This window comes from Stutzerimonas balearica DSM 6083 (assembly GCF_000818015.1).
Lineage (GTDB): Bacteria > Pseudomonadota > Gammaproteobacteria > Pseudomonadales > Pseudomonadaceae > Stutzerimonas > Stutzerimonas balearica.
Window position 1 is genome coordinate 1,712,612 of sequence record NZ_CP007511.1, and the last position, 19,779, is coordinate 1,732,390.

Below are 19,779 nucleotides of genomic sequence, written 5' to 3' on the forward strand. Positions count from 1 at the left end.
GAGCCGTATGCGGTGAAAGCCGCACGTACGGTTCTTAGGGGGGGACGGGCCAGTAATGGCCTGTCCCTACCCGACCCGCTTCAGCCCGCGATGGTGTTATGAGTTATCAGGTTCTTGCCCGTAAATGGCGTCCGCGCTCGTTCCGCGAAATGGTCGGCCAGACGCACGTGCTGCGGGCCCTGATCAATGCGCTGGATAACGGCCGCCTGCATCACGCCTACCTGTTCACCGGGACCCGCGGTGTCGGCAAGACCACCATCGCGCGCATCATCGCCAAGTGTCTGAACTGCGAAACCGGCGTCAGCTCGACGCCCTGCGGCCAGTGCTCGGTCTGCCGCGAGATCGACGAGGGACGTTTCGTCGACCTGATCGAAGTCGATGCGGCGAGCCGGACCAAGGTGGAAGATACGCGCGAACTACTGGACAACGTCCAGTACGCACCCAGCCGCGGGCGCTACAAGGTTTACCTGATCGACGAAGTGCACATGCTTTCGTCGCACTCCTTCAATGCACTGCTGAAGACGCTTGAGGAGCCGCCGCCGCACGTTAAGTTTCTCTTGGCCACGACGGACCCGCAGAAACTGCCAGTCACCATCCTCTCGCGCTGCCTGCAGTTCTCGCTGAAGAACATGCCACCCGAGCGCGTGGTCGAGCACCTGACCCATGTACTGACCGCCGAGCAGGTGCCGTTCGAGCCCGAAGCGCTCTGGCTGCTGGGGCGTGCGGCCGATGGCTCGATGCGCGATGCGATGAGTCTCACCGACCAGGCCATCGCCTTTGGAGAAGGCAAGGTGCTGGCGGCAGACGTGCGCGCGATGCTCGGCACGCTGGATCACGGCCAGGTCTACGGGGTGCTCGAGGCGTTGCTGCAGGGCGACGCGCGCGCCTTGCTCGACGCCGTTCGCAACCTGGCCGAACAGGGGCCGGACTGGAACGGCGTGCTGGCCGAGCTGCTTAACGTCTTGCACCGCGTGGCCATCGCACAGGCGCTGCCGGATGCGGTGGACAACGGGCAGGGCGATCGCGAGCAGGTACTGACGCTGGCGCAAGCGCTGCCGGCCGAGGATGTGCAGTACTACTACCAGATGGGCCTGGTGGGGCGGCGCGACCTGCCCCTGGCGCCCGATCCGCGCAGCGGTTTCGAGATGGTGCTGTTGCGCATGCTGGCGTTTCGTCCGGCCGACGACGAGGACGCACCTCGGGTATCGCTAAAGCCGCTGAGGGTCAGCCAGGCCACGGCTGAACCCGTCGAGACACCGGTGGCCGCGCCGGAGCGCTCGGCGGATCTCGTGCCGAGCGCTCCGGCCGAGGGGCCTGCCAGCGCCGAGCCGCGGATGCCGCCCCCAGTCGCCGCCGCTCCCGCCCAGGCCCGGCCGGAGCCAACGCAGCCCGCTCCCGCCGAGATGCCTGCGTCTGAATCGGCCGGGCCTTCGCTGCACGCCCATGAGAGTGGCACCGCCAAGCCGGATCTGCCCTGGGACGAGCCCAGCGAGACGCCGGTAGCCGTCAGCGCACCGGTGCTGCAGGCCGGTCTGGCCGAGCCCGAGGCGCTCCCGGCAAGCGTCGTCGTGGCCGAGGATGCCGAAGATGACGAGCCACCGTTTTCGGACGAAGATTATTTCGAGGTCGAGAACCAGGCCGAGGTCTATCTCGATGAGTTTTTGCACGCCGAGCAGGCTGGCGAGCCGGCGGCACCGACCGAGGCCGCGTTGCCTGATGTCGCGCCTGCAACCGGCCTGGCGGCCGAATGGCAGGCGCTTTACCTGAAGCTCGGCCTGTCCGGGCTGACCGGCAGCATCGCCGCCAACTGCACACTGGTTGCGGTCGAGGGCGATCGCTGGGTGATGCATCTCGATCCGGCTCAAAGTGCGCTCTTCAACGCCACCCAGCTGCGCCGGTTCAACGATGCGCTCAACCAGTATCACGGTCGCGAGCTGAAGCTGGTCATCGAAGTCAGGACGCCGGAACAGGAAACGCCTGCGCAGGCCGGCATGCGGCGGCGTCATGAGCGGCAGCGGGCGGCCGAGCGCTCGATCCAGACCGATCCGGTTGTCCAGCAGTTGGTGCAGCACTTCTCAGCGGTTATCCGCGAAGGCACTATCGAACCCGTCGAACAACCTGAAACCCGATCCGCTTGAGGTGAACACATGATGAAAGGTGGCATGGCTGGCCTGATGAAGCAGGCGCAGCAGATGCAGGAACGAATGCAGAAGATGCAGGAGGAGCTGGCCAATGCCGAGGTTACCGGGCAATCCGGGGCAGGCCTGGTCAGCGTCGTCATGAACGGGCGGCACGACGTCAAGCGCGTCAGCCTCGATGACAGCCTGATGCAGGAGGAGAAGGAAATCCTCGAAGACCTGATCGCTGCCGCGGTGAACGATGCCGTGCGCAAGATCGAGCAGAACAGCCAGGAAAAGATGGCCGGCATGACCGCCGGCATGCAGTTGCCGCCTGGCTTCAAAATGCCGTTCTGATCGCTGTACGCGGCGGCAGCCCTGTGCTGCCGCCCGGACTGACTGGCCTCCGAACAAGACCCCGCAGACGATTCCACCATGAGTTTCAGCCCGCTTATCCGACAGCTCATCGACGCCTTGCGCATTTTGCCCGGCGTCGGGCAGAAAACCGCCCAGCGCATGGCGTTGCAGCTGCTCGAGCGCGATCGTAGCGGGGGCAGACGCCTGGCGGAGGTGCTGGCCAGCTCGATGGACAATGTCGGCCATTGCCGCCTGTGCCGCACGCTGAGCGAGGACGACCTGTGCCCCCAGTGCGCCGATCCGCGGCGCGACGATGCACTGCTGTGCGTGGTGCAGAGCCCGGTGGATGTCTTTGCCGTCGAGCAGACCGGCTACCGTGGCCGTTATTTCGTGCTCAAGGGGCACCTTTCACCGCTCGATGGTCTCGGCCCCGAGGCGATCGGCATTCCTGAATTGCTCGCCCGGGTTGCCAACGGGGCGTTCAGCGAGGTGATTCTGGCGACCAATCCCACCGTCGAGGGCGAGGCAACAGCCCATTACATCGCGCAGCTCCTGACCCCGCGAGGGCTGGTCGTCAGCCGGATCGCTCATGGCGTGCCCTTGGGGGGCGAACTCGATCTCGTCGACGGCGGCACCCTGGCTCACGCGCTGGCAGGACGCAAGCCGGTTGCGCTGTAAATCGCCTGCACGCCATACACGTAGATCACCAGGCTTTAACCTTATAGCGCTTTGCTAGTGCCTTCGTTTGCGTGATTCAGGTAAAGTTCTAAGCCAACTCAAGTAAATAGCCATATCGAATAAGTTGCTTCGATCTGGTTATAACCTGCGTCAGTCGAGGAAAGCATGAGAGCAAAGTTCTGGTTGATCCCTGCGCTGGTACTGGCCAGTGCCTTCGCCCACGCCGAGGAAAAGCTCAAGGTCGGCTATATCCGCGTGATGGACGACGCTCAGGCGATGGTGGCACATGAAGCCGGTCTCTATGCCAAGCATGGGCTGGATGTCGAGCTCGTGGAATTCAGTTCCGGCACCGACCTGATCAAGGCGATTGTCGGCGGGCAGCTCGATACCGGCGTGCTCGGTTTTACCAACGCAGTAGCCTGGGCGTCCAAAGGCGCCGATCTGAAGGTGGTCGGTGGTGCTCAGCGCGGCTACCACTCGATTCTCGTGCGCGATGAAACCGGCATCACCGATGTTGCCGGCCTAAAAGGGCGCACGCTGGCTTCCCAGCGCGAGGGGAGCACCGCAGACGCCGTGTTGCGCGGCGTAACCCTCAAGGCGGCCGGGCTGCAAGCGAGCGAAGTCAACATCATGGGCGTCAGCCCGGCTGTGGCGGTGCAGTCGCTGGTGTCGGGTCGTGTTGATGCAGCCTTCCTGTTCGAACCGTACGATCGCATTGCGCAGCTGGTAGCGCCGGTTCGCCAGATCTACGAGATCGGCGAGGTCTGGCCATTTCCCTGCATGGTGGTGATTACCTCGGGCGAGACCTTGGCCAAGCGCAAGGAGGCCATCTGGCAATCGCTCGACGCCCAGCGCGAAGCGATCCAGATGCTCGAGAAGCAGCCGGCGGAGGCCGCCAAGTTGATCGCCAGCTACTTCATCGCCGAGCCGACGCTCAAGACCCGCGAGCGTGGAGAGCTGGCGCGCGAAGTCGTGATCAAGGAGGCGATCGCCACGCAGGACTTCAGTGCCAAGCTGGAAGCGTCTGACCTGGCGCGTATCCAGGAGCTCGCTGACATCCTTCAGGAACAGGGCTCGCTGAAGACGCGCGACGGCAAAGCGTTCGATACGCGCGCCATTCTCGATCTGTCTTGGCAGGAGTCGCGGCAGCTCTGATCGACAGTTCCCATAAGCGCGCCGGGTAACTCCGGCGGCATATCGAGCCCGGCAAGCCGGGCTGTTTTTTTGATATTCGAAGAGTGTTTATGCAGCTCAGGTTTGAAGAGGTAGGCAAGCGCTTCGGCGAGCTGGAGGTCATCAAGGGCTTCAGCGGGGAATTCGCTCAGGGCGAGTTGGTTGCACTGGTAGGGCCGTCCGGCTGTGGTAAATCCACACTGCTGCACCTGGTGGCCGGCCTGGAGCAGCCGACCGTCGGCAAGGTGCTCGCCGATGGGAAACCCGTCAGCGGGCCTCATCCCAGCCGCACTCTGGTCTTCCAGGAGCATGCGCTCTATCCGTGGCTCAGCCTGCAGGCGAACGTCGCGATGGCACTCGAGCTGCAGGGCGTATCCCGGCGCGAGGCCTTCGCGCAGGCGCTCGCCTGGCTGGAGCGAGTCAACCTGAAGGGCTTCGAAGACTATTACCCGCACCAGGTTTCCGGAGGCATGCGCCAGCGCACGGCACTGGCACGCGCGTTCATTGCCAAGCCGGAGGTGCTGCTGTTGGACGAGCCTTTCGGTGCGCTGGATGCCCTGACCCGAATGGCGCTGCAAGATGTGCTGCGCGAGCTGATCGAAGAGCACCAGCCGACGGTGCTGCTGGTCACGCACGATGTCGATGAGGCGCTCTATCTGGCGGATCATGTGCTGGTCTTCAGCGCACGACCGACGCGTGTGCTGCAAACGTTCAACTTTACCCATTGCGAAAAGAGTCACGACCTGTCGGAGTTCGCCGCCGAGCGTCGCGAGATCCTGCGTTTGCTCGGTATCAAGACGGAGGTCTCGCACGCATGAGTCAGCAACGTCGTCTTACCGGGCCGAAGAAATACGCTGCCGTGCTGCTCGCGGTAGTGTTCATCCTGCTGATCTGGCAGGCGGCCGCCTGGAGCTTGCCGGACTTTCTCATGCCCGGCATACCCGCGGTGCTCGAGCGGATGCAAAGCGCCCTGCAGGAGCCGGCGTTCCGCGAAGGCCTGCTCGGCAGCATGAGCCGGCTGGGCAGCGGCTACAGTTTCGCACTGTTGTTCGGAATAGGCTTCGGCCTCGTCGGTGGCGTGCTGTTCTTCTTCCGGGAAATCCTGCGCTCGGCCATTGTCATCCTGCAGTCGATTCCCTCCATCGCGTGGGTCCCGCTGTTCCTGATCGTCATGGGCTTTGGCAATCTGCCGATCATCGTCGTCGTGGCGCTTGCTGCGTTTTTCCCCATGGCGCTGTCGGTGATGAACGCCACGGAAAGCGTGCAGCCGGTTCACGTGTCCGCGGCGCGAGTCATGGGGGCCTCGCGCTGGCAGCTGCTGCGTCGGGTCTACCTGCCAGCGGTGATGCCCGAGCTGATCACCGGGGCGCAGCTGGCCTTCGGTAATGCGTGGCGCGCGCTGATTTCGGCGGAGATGCTGATCGGCTTTGGCCAGGGATTGGGCCGGGCATTGGCCTACTCGGGTGAGATCGCCGATATGACCGGTGTGATGATGAACATCCTGGTCATTGCGATTCTGGCGACCTTGATCGATCAGGTCGTACTCGAGAAGTTCAAGCAGCGGATGCTGCGCTATCAGTACGTCTAGCTATGACGCACGGCCTGCCGCGCCTGGTATTGTCCGCGCTGCTGCTGAGTGGAGCGGCTGTAGCCGCGGCTGCGCCATCGGCTTTGTCCAGCAGTGCGCACGATAGTCTGGAGACGCGTCTGGTATCGAGCCTGACAGCCGAGCGTGGCCCGCAGGCGTCGGCTCCGGTGTTTGCTAGCGGCGGTGCCGGGCTGGTTTATTACCGGTCGGCGGTGGCTGCGCTGGCTTCCTCGGAGTCCGACTTCGGCTGGCAGGCATTGACCGGGCAGACCTTCTGTATTGCCGAAGGGCATGGCGCGGCACGGCTCATCGAGCAGCGCTTCGCGGCTCATGCCCGCTATTACCCAAGTTCGGCACATGCGCTCATTGGCTTGAAGCTTGGCGAGTGCCAGGTGGTGGTGGAGGACCTCGTACTACTCGAACCGCTGGCGAAACTGCCGGAATGGCGTCGTTACGCGCGTCTGCTGCCCAGACTGGCAGATGCCGAGCGTGAGCTGATGGTCGAGTCGGCCGAAGCAGGGGAGCGTGACCTGCTCGCCGAATGGGCGCGCAACGGACGGCTTGACCAGTTCATTCGCGAATCCGTCGACGAGGTGGCGTTTCAGGCTTACGTGCTGGCCGATACCCTGGACTGTCACTGAGTCGCGCTTTCGCTCGCCATGATTTGCGCTAGTGCTCGGCGTAATGCGTCGAGCTTGAAGGGCGCGCGCAAATGGCCATGGAGCCGGCCGTCCGGGCCCACCAAGGCGATGTTTCCGCTGTGACTGACGCTATAGTCCCCGCTGGTCTGGGCGGCTGGCACGAATGGCAGGCCCAGCGCGCGGGACAGGGATTGCAGCTGAGTCAGGTCGCCGGTGAGGCCCTGAAAGCCTGCCCGGTAGTAACTCAGATAGTCTTTCAACTGCGCTGGCGAATCGCGTGCTGGATCGGCGGTGACCAGCACAAGCTGAACATTCGCGCGTTGTTCCGGTGGCAGCTCTGCCAGAAGACGACGCATGTCGGCCAGCGTGGTCGGACAGATGTCCGGGCAGGATGTGAAACCGAAAAACAGCAGATGCCAGCGCCCGCGCAGGGCTTCGGTGCGCCAGGGTTCGGCGTCCTGGGTCAGCAACTCGACCGTCGGCAGTGGGCGCGGCTGCGGAAAGAGCAATATGTTCGCTTCATCCAGCAGTGCGGCGCGATCGAGCGCAAGCGCGGATGTGGCAAGGGTGAGCAGGCCAATCAGCAGGAGGCGTCCAAGGCGAGCGGGCATCGGTCCCCCTGCAGGCCGTCAGCGATCGTCCAGGGCGAACGCGGTCAGCGTAAAGGTGGGGATGCCGATATCCTGGAGCTTTCTCGAACCGCCCAGCTCGGGCAGATCAATGATCGCGGCTGCCTCATGGATGTCGGCGCGCATACGCCGAACCAGTTGCGCGGCTGCTAGCAGCGTGCCACCAGTGGCGATCAGATCGTCGAACAGCACCACTGAATCGCCTTCGCACAGGCTGTCGGAATGGATCTCCAGGTGCGCCTGGCCGTACTCGGTCTGATAGGCCTGCGAGAGCACATCGGCCGGCAGCTTGCCCTGCTTGCGGAACAGCACCAGCGGCTTGTTCAGTTCGTAGGCCACGATCGAGCCGACGATGAAACCGCGTGCATCAAGGGCGCCGATGTGGCTGAACTCGGCTTCGACGTAGCGCTGGATAAAACTGTCGGCAACCATGCGCAGTGCCTTGGGCGACTGCAGCAGTGGGGTAATGTCACGAAAAACCACGCCCGGGCTGGGAAAGTCGGCTACCGGACGGATGAGCGTCTTGATGCTGAATTCGTCGAAGATCATCGACTACTCCGAGCGCGCGGAATCGGCTTCGAGATTGCCACCCGCCAATGCACACAAGCCGATCGGATCGAGGATGCGGACTTCCTTGCCTTCGGCCTCGAGCAGGCCGTTCTGCTGGAATCGCGTAAATACGCGCGAAACCGTTTCCACAGCCAGCCCCAGATAGTTACCGATTTCGTTACGCGACATCGGCAGGCGGAACTGGTTGGCAGAGAAGCCGCGGGCACTGAAGCGTGCGGACAGGTTGATCAGGAAAGTGGCGATACGTTCGTCGGCGGTTTTCTTGGAGAGCAGCAGCATCATCTGCTGATCGTCGCGGATTTCCCGGCTCATGATTCGCATCAGCTGGCGACGGAGCTGCGGCAGCAACACGCTGAGCTCGTCCAGGCGATCGAACGGGATCTCGCAGACGGAGGTGGTCTCCAGGGCCTGGGCGGTGACCGGATAGGCTTCGGTATCCATGCCCGACAGTCCGACAAGCTCGCTCGGCAGATGGAAGCCGGTGATCTGCTCCTCGCCGTTGTCGGTCACGCTGAAGGTGCGCAGAGCTCCTGAACGGACAGCGAACACCGAGGCGAAGCTGTCACCCTGGCGAAACAGGGTCTCACCCTTCTTCAACGGGCGCCCGCGCTTGACGATGTCGTCGAGCGCATCCATGTCCTGCATGTTCAGAGAGAGCGGCAGACACAAGCCGGAAAGGCTGCAATCCTTGCAGTGGGCCTGGCGCTGAGCGCGGACCTTGATCGACTCGGGCATTGGAAGTTCCTAGAAGGCCTTCGATTTGCGCGCAAGGTTAACTCAGGATTCGGCAATATCCAAACGGCCCAGTGGTCGCAGGCGCAGCTTTTGTTGCTGGTTTCCGACGAATCAAATCACCCGCGAAAAACGCTGATGACACTGTTCGGGCAGGTAGTGATCGAACAACATGCAAATGGCGCGAATGAGCAGGCGCCCGGCTGGCTGCACCAGCAGGTGTTCGTCTGTCAGTTCGATCAGCCCATCGGCTGCCATCTGCTCGAGCATGGGCCGGGTACTGGCGAAATATGACGTGAAATTCACGCCGTGAAGGCGCTTGAGTTCGGCGAACCCGAGTTCGAAGTCGCAAATCAGCTTCTGGATGACAAAGCGCCGGATGCGATCGTCCTCGTTGCAGCGCAGGCCTCGAGCGGTGGGCAGCTGACCGCGATCGATCGCCTGCTGATAGGCGCCGATATCGCTCACGTTCTGGCTGTAGAGGTCGCCCAGCTGGCTGATGGACGAGACGCCAAGGCCGATCAGATCGCAGTGGCCGTGCGTGGTATAGCCCTGGAAGTTTCGCTGCAGCTTGCCGTCTTCCTGCGCCATGGCCAGATCGTCGTCCGGCAGTGCGAAGTGGTCCATGCCGATGTAGCGATAGCCGGCATCGGTGAGTTGCTCGATGCTGCGTTGCAGCATGACCAGTTTGTCGGCCGGCGAGGGAAGTTGCTCGGCATCGATGCGCCGTTGCGGCATGAAGCGTTCCGGCAGGTGGGCATAGTTGAACAGGGACAGGCGGTCGGGCTGCAGCGCGATGATCGCCTCGACGGTGCGCGCAAAGCCGTCGGGGCGCTGCAACGGAAGACCGTAGATGAGGTCGACGTTGACCGACCGATATTGCAGGGTTCGGGCAGCATCGATGATCGTCGTGGTCTGCTCCAGGCTCTGCATGCGATTGACCGCGCGTTGGACTTCGGGATCGAGATCCTGCACGCCGATGCTGATTCGATTGAAGCCGAGCTCACGCAGCAGCCCCATGGTCGACCAGTCGGCCTCACGGGGGGCGATCTCGATGCTGAAGTCGCCGTGGTCGTCGTCCTGCAGATGGAAATGGCGGCGTAGGCAAGCCATCAGACGGCGCAGCTCGTCATGACTGAAGAAGGTCGGCGTGCCGCCGCCCAGGTGCAGCTGCTCGACGACCTGGTCAGCGCCGAGGTGGCGGGCGACCAGCTCTATTTCCTTTTCCAGCCTCTCCAGGTATGGCTGGGCTCGGCCGTGGTCCTTGGTGATGACCTTGTTGCAGGCACAGTAGTAGCAGACGTTCGCGCAGAACGGGATGTGTATGTAAAGCGACAGTGGTCGTTTGGCGTTGCGGCTGCTGCGCAGGGCGTGGAGAAGGTCGAACGAGCCGACCTTGCTGTTGAACTGGACGGCCGTCGGGTAGGACGTGTAACGCGGGCCGGCCTGATCGTAGCGACGGACCAGATCGGTGTCCCAGCGGATGGAGTCAAGCATTGGCTTCCCCGGTATGACGGCGGTGGGCGGATTCTAGGCAGCGGGCTTCAGGGCGGACTTGACCTGTATCAACCAAGGCCTGACCGTGCCGGATGCGTGACGATGAGTGGTCGAGGTAGCGAATTCGGCGGGCCGTCGTGGTCAGATGCGTGTCTGTCGTATTCTGTTGGCAATGCACTGTGCCCAAGGGCTAGAGGAGGAAATCGATGCACAATCGCCAGGCGGAAATTGCCGCTGCACTCAAGGTACGGCCAGCGTTCGACGGTCCGGAAGCGATCGATGCGGAGATCGAGCGACGTGTGCGCTTCATTCAGGATTGTCTGCGTCAGTCCGGTATGAAAACCCTGGTACTGGGGATCAGTGGTGGTGTCGACTCCACGACCGCAGGCCTGCTGGCCCAGCGTGCGGTGGAGGGCATGCGGGCGGCCGGGGAGGGCGACGACTATCGCTTCATCGCTGTCCGCCTGCCGTACCAGGTTCAGCACGACGAGGACGAGGCGCAGCTTGCCGTCGACACCATTGCACCGGACGAATGCCATACGGTGAACATCGGGCCCGCCGTCCAGGCGCTGGCCGAGGCCACCGAGGCACTCGGCGCGCTGTCTCCGGCGAGCCGGGACTTCGTGCTAGGCAATACCAAGGCCCGCATGCGCATGGTGGCGCAGTACACCATCGCCAATGCGCGAAAGGGGTTGGTCATCGGTACGGATCACGCAGCCGAGGCCGTAATGGGCTTCTTTACCAAGTTCGGCGATGGCGCCTGTGACCTCACGCCGCTGGCCGGCCTGGTGAAGGGACAGGTTCGCCAGCTTGCCGCCGCCCTCGGCGCACCTGATCAACTGGTGAAAAAGGTGCCGACCGCAGACCTGGAGGAGCTCACGCCCGGCAAACCGGACGAAGACGCTCACGGCGTTGCCTACCGGGATATCGATGCGTTCCTGCAGGGCGAGCATGTGTCGGAGGAAGCGGCGCGCACGATCATTGATACCTACGACAAGACCGCACACAAGCGGGCCTTGCCGAAGGAGCCTTGAGGCAGCTCAGTGCCCCTGGTGGGACGCGGCGGCACTGCCGTGCCCCATCAGCCACTGTTGATGCGGCCCCGGCAGTGTCCAGAGACCAAACAGGATCACCAGGACGCCGCCAGCGAGGCGCACCTGTCTTTTGCGCAACAGGGCCGTCAGCCGCTCGGCGGCCAGTCCGGTGGCCAGCAGTACCGGCCAGGTACCGAGGCCGAAGGCCAGCATCAGCAATCCGCTCTGCCAGGCATCACCCTGGCTGGCCGACCAGAGCAAGGTGCTATAGACGAGGCCGCAGGGTAACCAGCCCCAGAGTGCGCCAAGCAGCAAGGCGCGAGGCACGCTGCTGACCGGCATCAGTCGGCTCGCGGCTGGCTGAATGTGCCGCCAGAGCCCTCGTCCGAGCGCCTCGATGCGGGTCAGCCCGCTCCACCAGCCGGCCAGATAAAGGCCCATCGCGATCAGCAGCAAGGCGGCGATCACGCGCATCGCGGTGGCTGCCGGTCCGCTGGCGATGGCCCAGCCGGCCAGTCCGATCAGGATTCCCGCGCAGGCGTAGCTGAGAATGCGGCCCAGGTTGTAGGCGATGAGCAGGCGCAGGCGCCTGCCCCTTTGCGCTGGCGGAATCGCCATGGTCAGCGCGCCCATGAGCCCGCCGCACATGCCAAGGCAATGCCCACCGCCCAGCAGGCCGAGGACGAACGCGGAGACGAGTAGTGGCAAGAGTTCAATCATCGCTACGGCGATCCGCGTCCTTGACGTCCTTCTGGGCGGGCTGTTGCTCCGGTTTCGTTTCGTCGTCGTCGAAGAGGATGCTGTGGGCGGGGCTGTCGAGGTCGTCGAATTGCCCACTGTCCACCGCCCAGAAGAACACCCAGATGGCTAGCGCAACCAGTACAACGGCGACCGGAATGAGTACGTACAGAGCGGCCATGTCATCTCCGTGGTAGGTGCCGCCGACATTTGCCGGCAGGATTAGTGGCGCGTCAGCCGCAACGCGTTGAGCACCACGAGCAGCGAGCTGGCCGACATGCCCAGCGCAGCCCAGAGCGGGGTTACCCAGCCCACTGCGGCGAACGGCAGGATCAGGCCATTGTACAGGGAGGCCCAGGCAAGGTTTTCAATGATGATGCGGCGGCTGCGCCTGGCGACCTGAAATGCACTGACCAGGCTCTGCAATCGATTGGACAGCAGCACCGCGTCCGCGCTGGTCTTGGCCAGGTCCGTTGCGCTGCCCATGGCGATGCTGATGTCGGCGGCGGCCAGTACCGGCACGTCGTTGACTCCGTCGCCAAGCATCAACACGCGGGCACCGGCAGCCTGCATGGCTTGCAGCCGTACCAGCTTATCTGCCGGGGTCAGACCGCCTCGCGCCTCGTCGATACCCAGCTCCTCGGCTATCCGGCCCACCATTGGCGAACTGTCTCCGGAAAGCAGCAGGGTCTTCCAGCCGCGTTTGCGACAGGCGGAGAGCAGGGCGAGCGCATCGTCGCGCAGGCGATCGTCCAGTACGAACCAGGCGAGCGGCCCGGTGGTGTCCGCCAGCAGCAGCCATTGCCCCTGGTCGCCCGGAATCGGCGGGGCTTCCCCGGCGTACAGCGCCGCGACGAAGGATGCCTGGCCAATACGCAGCTGGCGACCGCCGACACGGCCTTCCAAGCCGAGCCCTGGCACGTTGTCGACGCTATCGGCAGGTTGCGGCGCGCGACCGAAGGCGCGGGCAATGGGATGCTCCGAGCGATTTTCCAGCGCCGCTGCCAACGCCAGGCAGCGGTCGGCATCCTCGCTGCCGAGGGGATGCACGGCGGTCAGGGTAAGGCGTCCCTCGGTCAGCGTGCCGGTCTTGTCGAAGACCACGGTATCGATGTGGTTCAGGCCTTCGAGCACGTGCCCGCGGGTCAAGAGCAATCCGAGCTTGTGCAAGGTTCCGGTGGCGGTCGTCAGGGCAGTCGGCGTCGCCAGTGACAGGGCACAGGGGCAGGTGGCGACCAGCAGTGCCAGCACGATCCAGAAAGCCCTTTGCGGGTCGATGTACCACCAGACCAGCCCGACCACCGCCGCTGCGAGCAGCACGATAACCAGGAACCACTGCGATACGCGGTCGGCGATCTCGGCAAGCTTCGGTTTGTCCGACTGGGCGCGCTCGAGCAGCCGGACGATGGCCGAGAGCCGGGTGTCGTCGCCAAGCGCGTCGACTGCCACGGTCAGCGGGCCCTCGACATTGAGCGTACCGGCGGTGACCGCGTCGCCGGGCGCTCTTGGCAGCGGCAGGTACTCGCCGGTCAGTACCGATTCGTCGATGCTCGATTGCCCGCTGAGGATGCGCCCGTCGGCGGGAATCAGGCCGCCGGGTTGCACGAGCACCCGATCACCGAGCTTCAGTTCGCTCAGCAGGACCCGTTCCGACTGACCCGCGGCGTCCAGACGCAGGCATGACGCCGGTAGCAGATTTACCAGTTGTGCGGTGGCTGCTGCAGTCCGCTCGCGCGCACGGCGCTCCAGATAGCGCCCGGCAAGCAGAAACAGCGCGAACATGCCGACCGCATCGAAATACAGCTCGCCATGGCCGGTGATGGTCGACCAGATACCGGCCAGGTACGCGCCGGCGATGGCCAGCGAAACCGAGACATCCATGGTCAGATGACGGGTGCGCAGATCGCGCAGTGCACCCTTGAAGAAGTCGGTACAGCAATAGAACACGATGGGCGTGGTCAACAGCAGCGCTGTCCAACGCAAGATGCTGTCCATGCCCGCAGACAGGTCGATATTGAACTCTGGCCAGGTGGCCATGGTGGCCATCATCACCTGCATCCATAACAGGCCGGCCACGCCCAACTGTCTCAGCGAGCGCCGGTTTTCGCTGGCCAATCGTTCCGCTGCCTGGTCGGCCTGGTAGGGGTGGGCTGCGTAGCCAATCCGGCGCAGCTCCGCGAGCAGCTCGCTCAGGGGAAGTGCTGTATCGCTCCAGCGAACCTGGAGGCGGTGGTTCGACAGGTTGAGGCTCGCTTCGGCGACACCGGCCAGGTTGCGTACATGCCGTTCGATCAGCCAGCCGCAGGCTGCGCAGCTTATGCCCTCGATCATCAGCGATGTGCTGGCCAGATCGCCCTCGTGGCGGACAAATGGCTGCTGCACGTCAGCCCGATCGTAGAGTGCGAGTTCTTCGCCGAGTACCTTGGGCAAGGCTTCGGGATTGATCGCCGCGTCGCTGCGGTGCTGGTAGTAGCTTTCCAGGCCACCCTTGACGATGGCCTCAGCCACCGCCTGGCAGCCCGGACAGCACAGCTGGCGCACTTCGCCGAGCACTCTGGCATGGAAATGCGAGCCTGCCGGTACCGGCAGGCCACAGTGGTAGCAGGGAGCAGGGGTTGCCATCAGTGGCTTGGCTTCAGTTCCAGCATCCTGCCGGCTTCAACCTGCTTCTCGTCGAACAGACGCCAGTCCTGCTCGCCCTCGCGCCCGATCAGCTCGACGAAGCGCCGGCCGGCGATCGCCTCGGGAAGCTGACCCTGGTAGAAGCCGTCGCCTTGCGGCTGAAGAATGATTCGACGGTCACGCTCCGGCTGCGTCGGCGAGATGATGTTGAGCACCAGTTGCTGCGGACGACTGTCACCGCTCAGTTGCAGCTCGGCCAGGCCGCGCTCCTCGTTGAGCGTCAGTTGCGCGCGCAGGTTCAGCTGCTCGGCGAGCTTCTCGCGTTCCAGCGATTGGTTGATGCCCTTGCCGACGTCGTAGTAATTGTCCGCGACCAGGGTATCGGCATTGCGGATGGCGATGGTGAGCATCGAGACACCGAGCACCACCGCAATCAGCAGGATGGCGATGACGAACCAGGCCCAGAACTGGGTGTACCAACGTGTCTGTTCGTTATTGCTTTGCATGTATAACCTGTTAGCGGATGCTCGGCCCGATGAAGCGGCTGTCGGCGTCATCGTTGACCGAGGGGTCGTCGGCCGACTTGACATGGAAGGAGATCTCATTGGTGCTGGACGGCAGTTTCTCCGGAGCGATCGACAGCTCGACCGGAACGGTTACCAGCTCGCCGGCGGCGGCCTGAACTTCGCTGCGGCCCGAGTACGTCAGGCCGTCCAGGCCACGAGCCTCGATCACGAAGGTCTGCGGCTTCTGCGCCTTGTTCATGACCTTGAGCGTATACACGTTCTCGATCTGGCCCATCTCGTTTTCGCGGTACAGCACGCGGTCCTTGAGGACATCCAGCTTGACCAGCGGGCGGCTGTAGAGGGCGAAGCTGAACAGCGACATCATCGCCAGCAGCGCGATAGCGTAGCCGATCAGGCGCGGCCGCAGCAGATGGGTCTTCTGCCCGGACAGGTTGTGCTCGGTGGTATAGCTGATCAGTCCGCGCGGGTAGTTCATCTTGTCCATGATCGCGTCGCAGGCGTCGATGCACGCCGCGCACCCGATACATTCGATCTGCAGGCCATCACGAATGTCGATGCCGGTCGGGCAGACCTGTACGCACATGGTGCAGTCGATGCAGTCGCCCAGGCCCATGGCCTTGTAGTCGGCGTCCTTCTTGCGCGGGCCGCGCTTTTCGCCACGCCGCGGATCGTAGGACACGATGAGGGTGTCCTTGTCGAACATCACGCTCTGGAAGCGTGCATAGGGGCACATGTAGATGCACACCTGCTCACGCAGATAGCCGGCGTTGCCATAGGTGGCCAGCGTGAAGAAGCCGATCCAGAACAGCGCCCAACCGCCGACCTGCAGCGTGAGCAGATCAGGTACGAGTTCGCGGATCGGCGTGAAGTAACCGACAAAGGTAATGGCGGTCAGCAGCGAGACGACCAGCCAGATGGCATGTTTGGCTGCCTTGCGCGCGAACTTGTTGCCTGTCATCGGGGCTTTGTCCAGCTTCATGCGCTGGTTGCGGTCGCCCTCGGTCACCTTCTCGGCCCACATGAAGACCCAGGTAAACACACTCTGCGGGCAGGTGTAGCCACACCAGACTCGGCCGGCGAAGACCGTGATGAAGAACAGGCCGAAGGCGCAGATGATCAATAGCCACGACAGGAGCATGAAGTCCTGTGGCCAGAAGGTCGCACCGAAGACATGGAATTTGCGTTCTGGCAGGTCCCACCAGACGGCCTGTCGGCCATCCCAGTTCAGCCAGACGGTACCGAAGTAGAGGACAAACAACAGTGCGCCGCCGAAGCGTCGCAGGTTGCGGAACACGCCGCTGAAGGCGCGGGTATAGATCTTTTCGCGGGCCGCGTAGAGGTCGTTGGAGGCCTCGGACTTGGCCGGAGGGGTTACGTCGCGAACGGGAATCTGCTCAGTCATCAAGTGCGTACCACGGCGGAGTGTGGGGTGCCCCGTCCGATGCATGCCGGTCGGGATCCGTTAGCTGTTCCAGCTGCGCATGGTACGCCCGGAGGTATAAGGTCAGGTGCGACAGGTCGTCGCCCCTGACCTCGCCGAATCACTTCTCCGGCTGCTGGGACAGGCTGTAAACATAAGCGGCCAGCAGGTGCACCTTGTCGTTGCCAAGGTTGGCTTCCTGGGCGGGCATCTTACCGTTACGGCCGTAACGCAGGGTCTGCTGGATCTGCGCGAAGCTGGAACCATACAGCCATACGTTGTCGGTCAGGTTGGGTGCGCCCATGGCGTGGTTACCCTTGCCATCCGCTCCATGACAGGCTACGCAATTGGTGGCGAAGAGTTTTTGACCCTGCTCAACGTCTACCTCGACACCCTCGGGGGTATCGCGGCCGGAAAGGCTGCGCACATAGCCGGCAACGTTGCGAATGCCCGCTTCGCCGAGCACGTCCTTCCACGCCGGCATGGCGGCCTGGCGACCGTGCATGATGGTGGTCTTGATCGTCTCGGGCTCACCGCCGTACAGCCAGTCGTTGTCGGTCAGGTTGGGGAAGCCGTAAGCCCCCTTGGCATCGGAACCGTGGCAGACCGAGCAGTTGGAGGCGAACAGGCGACCACCCATCTTCAGCGCCTGTGCGTCCTGGGCGACGTCCTCGACCGGCATCGCGGCGAACTTGGCGTACAGAGGGCCGTATTGCTCGTTGGCCTTGTCCACTTCCTTCTGCCACTGCTTGACCTGGGTCCAGCCGCCTTCATAGCCCGGCAGCACGCCTTTCCAGTTGCCCAGGCCCGGGTAAAGAGCCAGATAACCGAGGGCGAACACGACGGTGGCGACGAACAGCATGAACCACCAGCGCGGCAGCGGGTTGTCGTACTCCTCGATTCCGTCGTACGAGTGTCCGACGGTCTCTTCGGTGCTTTCCTGGCGCTGTCCCTTGCGGGTCGCCAGCAACAGCCAAACCAGGGCGGCGATCGTGCCCAGGCTCAGCAGTGTGATGTACCAACTCCAAAACGACGTCATTTATTTCTTACTCCTGGAAGCTTCTTCGTCACGCTTCTTGGCGTCGGTCTCGTCTGCGAAAGGCAGGTTGGCGGCTTCGTCAAAGCTCTTCTTGCGTTTGCTGCTGTAGGCCCAGAGCACGACGCCTATGAAGGCGACGAATACCAGTGCAGTGCCAAGGCCGCGGAGAGTCCCGATATCCATAACGCGTTACCGTTTGTTCGTGAGTGCAGTGCCCAGCACCTGGAGATAGGCGACAAGGGCGTCCATTTCGGTCTTGCCCTTGACGGCGTCGCGTGCACCAGCGATGTCTTCGTCGCTGTAGGGCACGCCCAGCGTGCGCAGCGCTTGCATCTTGGTCGCAGTGGACTTGCCGTCCAGGGTGTGTTCCACCAGCCAGGGGTAGGAAGGCATCTTCGATTCGGGAACCACGTTGCGCGGGTTGTACAGGTGCGCACGGTGCCAGTCGTCGGAGTAGCGGCCGCCCACGCGGGCCAGGTCCGGACCGGTGCGCTTGGAGCCCCACAGGAACGGATGGTCGTAAACGCTTTCACCGGCAACCGAGTAGTGGCCGTAGCGCTCTGTTTCGGCGCGGAACGGGCGGACCATCTGCGAATGGCAGCCGACGCAGCCCTCGCGGATATAGATGTCGCGGCCTTCCAGTTGCAGCGCGGTGTAGGGCTTCATGCCCTCGACCGGCTCGTTGACCACGTCCTGGAAGAACAGCGGAACGATCTGGGTCAGACCGCCAATGCTTACCGCCAGGATCATGAACAGCGTCAGCAGGCCGATGTTCTTCTCGAGTTTCTCGTGCTGTTTCATCTAGCTAATTCCTCAAGCGATTTGCGCAGCGACGTCGTATTGCGCCGGCTTGGCCGCACGCACGGTGCGCCAGGTGTTGTAAGCCATCAGCAGCATGCCGGTGAGGAAGAAGGCGCCGCCGAGCGCACGCACGATGAAGCCCGGGTGGCTGGCTTCCAGCGCTTCGACGAAGGAGTAGGTCAGGGTGCCGTCTTCGTTGATCGCACGCCACATCAGGCCCTGGGTGATGCCGTTGACCCACATCGAGGCGATGTAGAGCACGGTGCCGATGGTGGCCAGCCAGAAGTGGGCGTTGATCAGCCCGATGCTGTGCATCTGCTCGCGGCCGAAGACGCGCGGGATCAGGTGATACATCGAACCGATGGTGATCATCGCAACCCAGCCGAGGGCGCCGGCGTGTACGTGGCCGATGGTCCAGTCGGTGTAGTGGGAAAGCGCGTTGACGGTCTTGATCGCCATCATCGGGCCTTCGAAGGTGGACATGCCGTAGAACGCCAGCGAGACCACCAGGAAGCGCAGGATCGGGTCGGTGCGCAGCTTATGCCAGGCGCCGGACAGGGTCATCATGCCGTTGATCATGCCGCCCCAGCTCGGAGCCAGCAGGATGATCGACATCACCATACCCAGGCTCTGCGCCCACTCGGGCAGGGCGGTGTAGTGCAGGTGGTGCGGGCCGGCCCAGATATAGAGGGTGATCAGTGCCCAGAAGTGCACGATCGACAGGCGGTAGGAATACACCGGGCGCTCGGCCTGCTTCGGCACGAAGTAGTACATCATGCCGAGGAAGCCGGTGGTCAGGAAGAAGCCCACGGCGTTGTGGCCGTACCACCACTGGACCATGGCATCGGTCGCACCGGAATAGATCGAGTACGACTTGAACCAGCCGGCCGGCATTTCCAGGTTGTTGACGATGTGCAGCATCGCCGTGACCAGGATGAACGCGCCGAAGAACCAGTTGCCCACATAGATGTGCTTGGCCTTGCGCTTCATGATGGTGCCGAAGAACACCAGCGCGTAGGAAACCCAGACGATCGCCAGCAGGATATCGATCGGCCACTCCAGTTCGGCGTACTCCTTGGAACTGGTGTAACCCATCGGCAGCGTGATGACCGCCAGGACGATCACCGCCTGCCATCCCCAGAAGGTAAAGGCAGCCAGAGAGTCGGAGAACAGGCGAGCCTGGCTGGTGCGCTGCACGACGTAATAGGACGTCGCGAAGAGTGCGCTACCGCCGAAGGCGAAGATCACCGCGTTGGTGTGCAGAGGTCGCAGGCGGCCGAAGCTCGTCCACGGTAGATCGAGGTTGAGTGCCGGCCACACCAGTTGTGCGGCGATGAAAACACCCAGACCCATACCCACGATTCCCCATACCACCGTCATGATGGCGAATTGGCGAACCACCTTATAGTTATAAGCAGTCTCACTTATTGCTGTGCTCATGCAAGGCTTCCACGCTAATGGCATTTCGAAGGGCAAAAACGGCGGCGAGTATGGAGAAAGCAGGGGGGCAATGCAAACGACGCCAGGACTGTCTCGACCCGCCAGAACCCCGATTGCAAGCGTTTTCCATACGCATCGAGGGGGCGTTCGGGCACCCTGCCGGTGCCTGTCTTTGG

The 19,779-nt window shown here is 63.2% G+C and carries 21 protein-coding genes; 8 read left to right on the forward strand and 13 right to left on the reverse strand.

Annotation, left to right across the window (positions count from 1 at the left end; all coding sequences use genetic code 11):
• Positions 1–98: 98 nt before the first annotated feature.
• The 7 genes from dnaX to CL52_RS07935 all read left to right on the forward strand — a co-directional run bounded on the left by dnaX (position 99) and on the right by CL52_RS07935 (position 6,554).
• Positions 99–2,138 carry a DNA polymerase III subunit gamma/tau gene (gene dnaX / locus CL52_RS07905; protein WP_043219658.1) on the forward strand — a complete coding sequence of 680 codons (2,040 nt, stop codon included), beginning with the start codon at positions 99–101 and terminating at the stop codon, positions 2,136–2,138.
• Between the two features lie 9 nt (positions 2,139–2,147).
• Entirely contained in the window at positions 2,148–2,474 is a 327-nt protein-coding gene (locus CL52_RS07910) for a YbaB/EbfC family nucleoid-associated protein (RefSeq protein ID WP_041105256.1), read from the forward strand.
• 78 nt (positions 2,475–2,552) lie between these two features.
• Entirely contained in the window at positions 2,553–3,152 is a 600-nt protein-coding gene (recR, locus tag CL52_RS07915; RefSeq protein WP_043219659.1) for a recombination mediator RecR, read from the forward strand.
• Positions 3,153–3,317: 165 nt separating this feature from the next.
• Positions 3,318–4,307, forward strand: coding sequence for an ABC transporter substrate-binding protein (locus CL52_RS07920; RefSeq protein WP_043219661.1), 990 nt, complete (start codon positions 3,318–3,320; stop codon positions 4,305–4,307).
• Between the two features lie 89 nt (positions 4,308–4,396).
• Positions 4,397–5,143: an ABC transporter ATP-binding protein gene (locus tag CL52_RS07925; RefSeq protein ID WP_041105259.1), complete on the forward strand. Its 747-nt coding sequence runs from the start codon at positions 4,397–4,399 to the stop codon at positions 5,141–5,143.
• Complete coding sequence (locus CL52_RS07930) at positions 5,140–5,913, forward strand: ABC transporter permease (protein ID WP_041105261.1); 774 nt, start codon at positions 5,140–5,142, stop codon at positions 5,911–5,913. The genes CL52_RS07925 and CL52_RS07930 overlap by 4 nt, the downstream gene beginning before the upstream one ends.
• A gap of 2 nt (positions 5,914–5,915) precedes the next feature.
• Positions 5,916–6,554: a transporter substrate-binding domain-containing protein gene (locus CL52_RS07935; RefSeq protein WP_043219663.1), complete on the forward strand. Its 639-nt coding sequence runs from the start codon at positions 5,916–5,918 to the stop codon at positions 6,552–6,554.
• Here CL52_RS07935 and CL52_RS07940 read toward each other — a convergent pair.
• The 4 genes from CL52_RS07940 to hemN form a co-directional block, all read right to left on the reverse strand.
• Positions 6,548–7,165 (reverse strand): SCO family protein, encoded by a 618-nt coding sequence (locus CL52_RS07940; RefSeq protein WP_043219664.1) that lies wholly within the window; start codon positions 7,163–7,165, stop codon positions 6,548–6,550. The two genes, CL52_RS07935 and CL52_RS07940, sit on opposite strands and share 7 nt — an antisense overlap.
• 18 nt (positions 7,166–7,183) lie before the next feature.
• Positions 7,184–7,732, reverse strand: a complete 549-nt coding sequence (locus tag CL52_RS07945) for an adenine phosphoribosyltransferase (RefSeq protein WP_043219666.1) — start codon at positions 7,730–7,732, stop codon at positions 7,184–7,186.
• A gap of 3 nt (positions 7,733–7,735) precedes the next feature.
• Complete coding sequence (fnr, locus tag CL52_RS07950) at positions 7,736–8,488, reverse strand: fumarate/nitrate reduction transcriptional regulator Fnr (protein ID WP_043219669.1); 753 nt, start codon at positions 8,486–8,488, stop codon at positions 7,736–7,738.
• A 111-nt stretch (positions 8,489–8,599) separates the two neighbouring features.
• Positions 8,600–9,982: an oxygen-independent coproporphyrinogen III oxidase gene (gene hemN / locus CL52_RS07955; RefSeq protein WP_043219671.1), complete on the reverse strand. Its 1,383-nt coding sequence runs from the start codon at positions 9,980–9,982 to the stop codon at positions 8,600–8,602.
• Between the two features lie 206 nt (positions 9,983–10,188).
• On the opposite strand from hemN, the gene nadE reads away from it, so the two are divergent.
• Positions 10,189–11,016, forward strand: coding sequence for an NAD(+) synthase (gene nadE, locus CL52_RS07960; protein ID WP_043219673.1), 828 nt, complete (start codon positions 10,189–10,191; stop codon positions 11,014–11,016).
• Positions 11,017–11,022: 6 nt separating this feature from the next.
• Here the strand turns inward: nadE and CL52_RS07965 are convergent, their stop codons facing one another.
• The 9 genes from CL52_RS07965 to ccoN all read right to left on the reverse strand — a co-directional run bounded on the left by CL52_RS07965 (position 11,023) and on the right by ccoN (position 19,603).
• Complete coding sequence (locus CL52_RS07965; protein ID WP_041105271.1) at positions 11,023–11,736, reverse strand: sulfite exporter TauE/SafE family protein; 714 nt, start codon at positions 11,734–11,736, stop codon at positions 11,023–11,025.
• Positions 11,729–11,935 (reverse strand): cbb3-type cytochrome oxidase assembly protein CcoS, encoded by a 207-nt coding sequence (gene ccoS / locus CL52_RS07970; RefSeq protein ID WP_043219675.1) that lies wholly within the window; start codon positions 11,933–11,935, stop codon positions 11,729–11,731. Before ccoS ends, CL52_RS07965 begins: the two co-directional genes overlap by 8 nt.
• Positions 11,936–11,976: 41 nt before the next feature.
• Positions 11,977–14,376: a heavy metal translocating P-type ATPase gene (locus CL52_RS07975; RefSeq protein ID WP_043219677.1), complete on the reverse strand. Its 2,400-nt coding sequence runs from the start codon at positions 14,374–14,376 to the stop codon at positions 11,977–11,979.
• Complete coding sequence (locus CL52_RS07980; protein ID WP_041105277.1) at positions 14,376–14,882, reverse strand: FixH family protein; 507 nt, start codon at positions 14,880–14,882, stop codon at positions 14,376–14,378. Before CL52_RS07980 ends, CL52_RS07975 begins: the two co-directional genes overlap by 1 nt.
• Before the next feature lie 10 nt (positions 14,883–14,892).
• On the reverse strand, positions 14,893–16,305 hold the full coding sequence (gene ccoG / locus CL52_RS07985) for a cytochrome c oxidase accessory protein CcoG (protein WP_041105278.1): 1,413 nt from the start codon (positions 16,303–16,305) through the stop codon (positions 14,893–14,895).
• A gap of 139 nt (positions 16,306–16,444) precedes the next feature.
• A complete protein-coding gene (gene ccoP, locus CL52_RS07990) occupies positions 16,445–17,362 on the reverse strand; it encodes a cytochrome-c oxidase, cbb3-type subunit III (RefSeq protein WP_041105280.1) in 918 nt (305 codons plus the stop codon).
• The gene (locus tag CL52_RS07995; protein ID WP_041105282.1) at positions 17,363–17,545 is read right to left on the reverse strand and encodes a CcoQ/FixQ family Cbb3-type cytochrome c oxidase assembly chaperone; all 183 of its coding nucleotides are present in this window, start codon (positions 17,543–17,545) and stop codon (positions 17,363–17,365) included. It lies immediately after the preceding gene.
• 6 nt (positions 17,546–17,551) lie between these two features.
• Positions 17,552–18,163: a cytochrome-c oxidase, cbb3-type subunit II gene (gene ccoO / locus CL52_RS08000; RefSeq protein ID WP_041105284.1), complete on the reverse strand. Its 612-nt coding sequence runs from the start codon at positions 18,161–18,163 to the stop codon at positions 17,552–17,554.
• Between the two features lie 12 nt (positions 18,164–18,175).
• Positions 18,176–19,603: a cytochrome-c oxidase, cbb3-type subunit I gene (gene ccoN, locus CL52_RS08005; protein WP_041105286.1), complete on the reverse strand. Its 1,428-nt coding sequence runs from the start codon at positions 19,601–19,603 to the stop codon at positions 18,176–18,178.
• Between the last annotated feature and the right edge of the window lie 176 nt (positions 19,604–19,779).

What these genes read in the sequence shown, in the direction of transcription:
- dnaX (WP_043219658.1), top strand. Translation starts at nt 99, where the DNA reads ATGAGTTATCAGGTTCTTGCCCGTAAATGGCGTCCGCGCTCGTTCCGC.
- CL52_RS07910 (WP_041105256.1), top strand. Translation starts at nt 2,148, where the DNA reads ATGATGAAAGGTGGCATGGCTGGCCTGATGAAGCAGGCGCAGCAGATG.
- recR (WP_043219659.1), top strand. Translation starts at nt 2,553, where the DNA reads ATGAGTTTCAGCCCGCTTATCCGACAGCTCATCGACGCCTTGCGCATT.
- CL52_RS07920 (WP_043219661.1), top strand. Translation starts at nt 3,318, where the DNA reads ATGAGAGCAAAGTTCTGGTTGATCCCTGCGCTGGTACTGGCCAGTGCC.
- CL52_RS07925 (WP_041105259.1), top strand. Translation starts at nt 4,397, where the DNA reads ATGCAGCTCAGGTTTGAAGAGGTAGGCAAGCGCTTCGGCGAGCTGGAG.
- CL52_RS07930 (WP_041105261.1), top strand. Translation starts at nt 5,140, where the DNA reads ATGAGTCAGCAACGTCGTCTTACCGGGCCGAAGAAATACGCTGCCGTG.
- CL52_RS07935 (WP_043219663.1), top strand. Translation starts at nt 5,916, where the DNA reads ATGACGCACGGCCTGCCGCGCCTGGTATTGTCCGCGCTGCTGCTGAGT.
- CL52_RS07940 (WP_043219664.1), bottom strand. Translation starts at nt 7,165, where the DNA reads ATGCCCGCTCGCCTTGGACGCCTCCTGCTGATTGGCCTGCTCACCCTT.
- CL52_RS07945 (WP_043219666.1), bottom strand. Translation starts at nt 7,732, where the DNA reads ATGATCTTCGACGAATTCAGCATCAAGACGCTCATCCGTCCGGTAGCC.
- fnr (WP_043219669.1), bottom strand. Translation starts at nt 8,488, where the DNA reads ATGCCCGAGTCGATCAAGGTCCGCGCTCAGCGCCAGGCCCACTGCAAG.
- hemN (WP_043219671.1), bottom strand. Translation starts at nt 9,982, where the DNA reads ATGCTTGACTCCATCCGCTGGGACACCGATCTGGTCCGTCGCTACGAT.
- nadE (WP_043219673.1), top strand. Translation starts at nt 10,189, where the DNA reads ATGCACAATCGCCAGGCGGAAATTGCCGCTGCACTCAAGGTACGGCCA.
- CL52_RS07965 (WP_041105271.1), bottom strand. Translation starts at nt 11,736, where the DNA reads ATGATTGAACTCTTGCCACTACTCGTCTCCGCGTTCGTCCTCGGCCTG.
- ccoS (WP_043219675.1), bottom strand. Translation starts at nt 11,935, where the DNA reads ATGGCCGCTCTGTACGTACTCATTCCGGTCGCCGTTGTACTGGTTGCG.
- CL52_RS07975 (WP_043219677.1), bottom strand. Translation starts at nt 14,376, where the DNA reads ATGGCAACCCCTGCTCCCTGCTACCACTGTGGCCTGCCGGTACCGGCA.
- CL52_RS07980 (WP_041105277.1), bottom strand. Translation starts at nt 14,882, where the DNA reads ATGCAAAGCAATAACGAACAGACACGTTGGTACACCCAGTTCTGGGCC.
- ccoG (WP_041105278.1), bottom strand. Translation starts at nt 16,305, where the DNA reads ATGACTGAGCAGATTCCCGTTCGCGACGTAACCCCTCCGGCCAAGTCC.
- ccoP (WP_041105280.1), bottom strand. Translation starts at nt 17,362, where the DNA reads ATGACGTCGTTTTGGAGTTGGTACATCACACTGCTGAGCCTGGGCACG.
- CL52_RS07995 (WP_041105282.1), bottom strand. Translation starts at nt 17,545, where the DNA reads ATGGATATCGGGACTCTCCGCGGCCTTGGCACTGCACTGGTATTCGTC.
- ccoO (WP_041105284.1), bottom strand. Translation starts at nt 18,163, where the DNA reads ATGAAACAGCACGAGAAACTCGAGAAGAACATCGGCCTGCTGACGCTG.
- ccoN (WP_041105286.1), bottom strand. Translation starts at nt 19,603, where the DNA reads ATGAGCACAGCAATAAGTGAGACTGCTTATAACTATAAGGTGGTTCGC.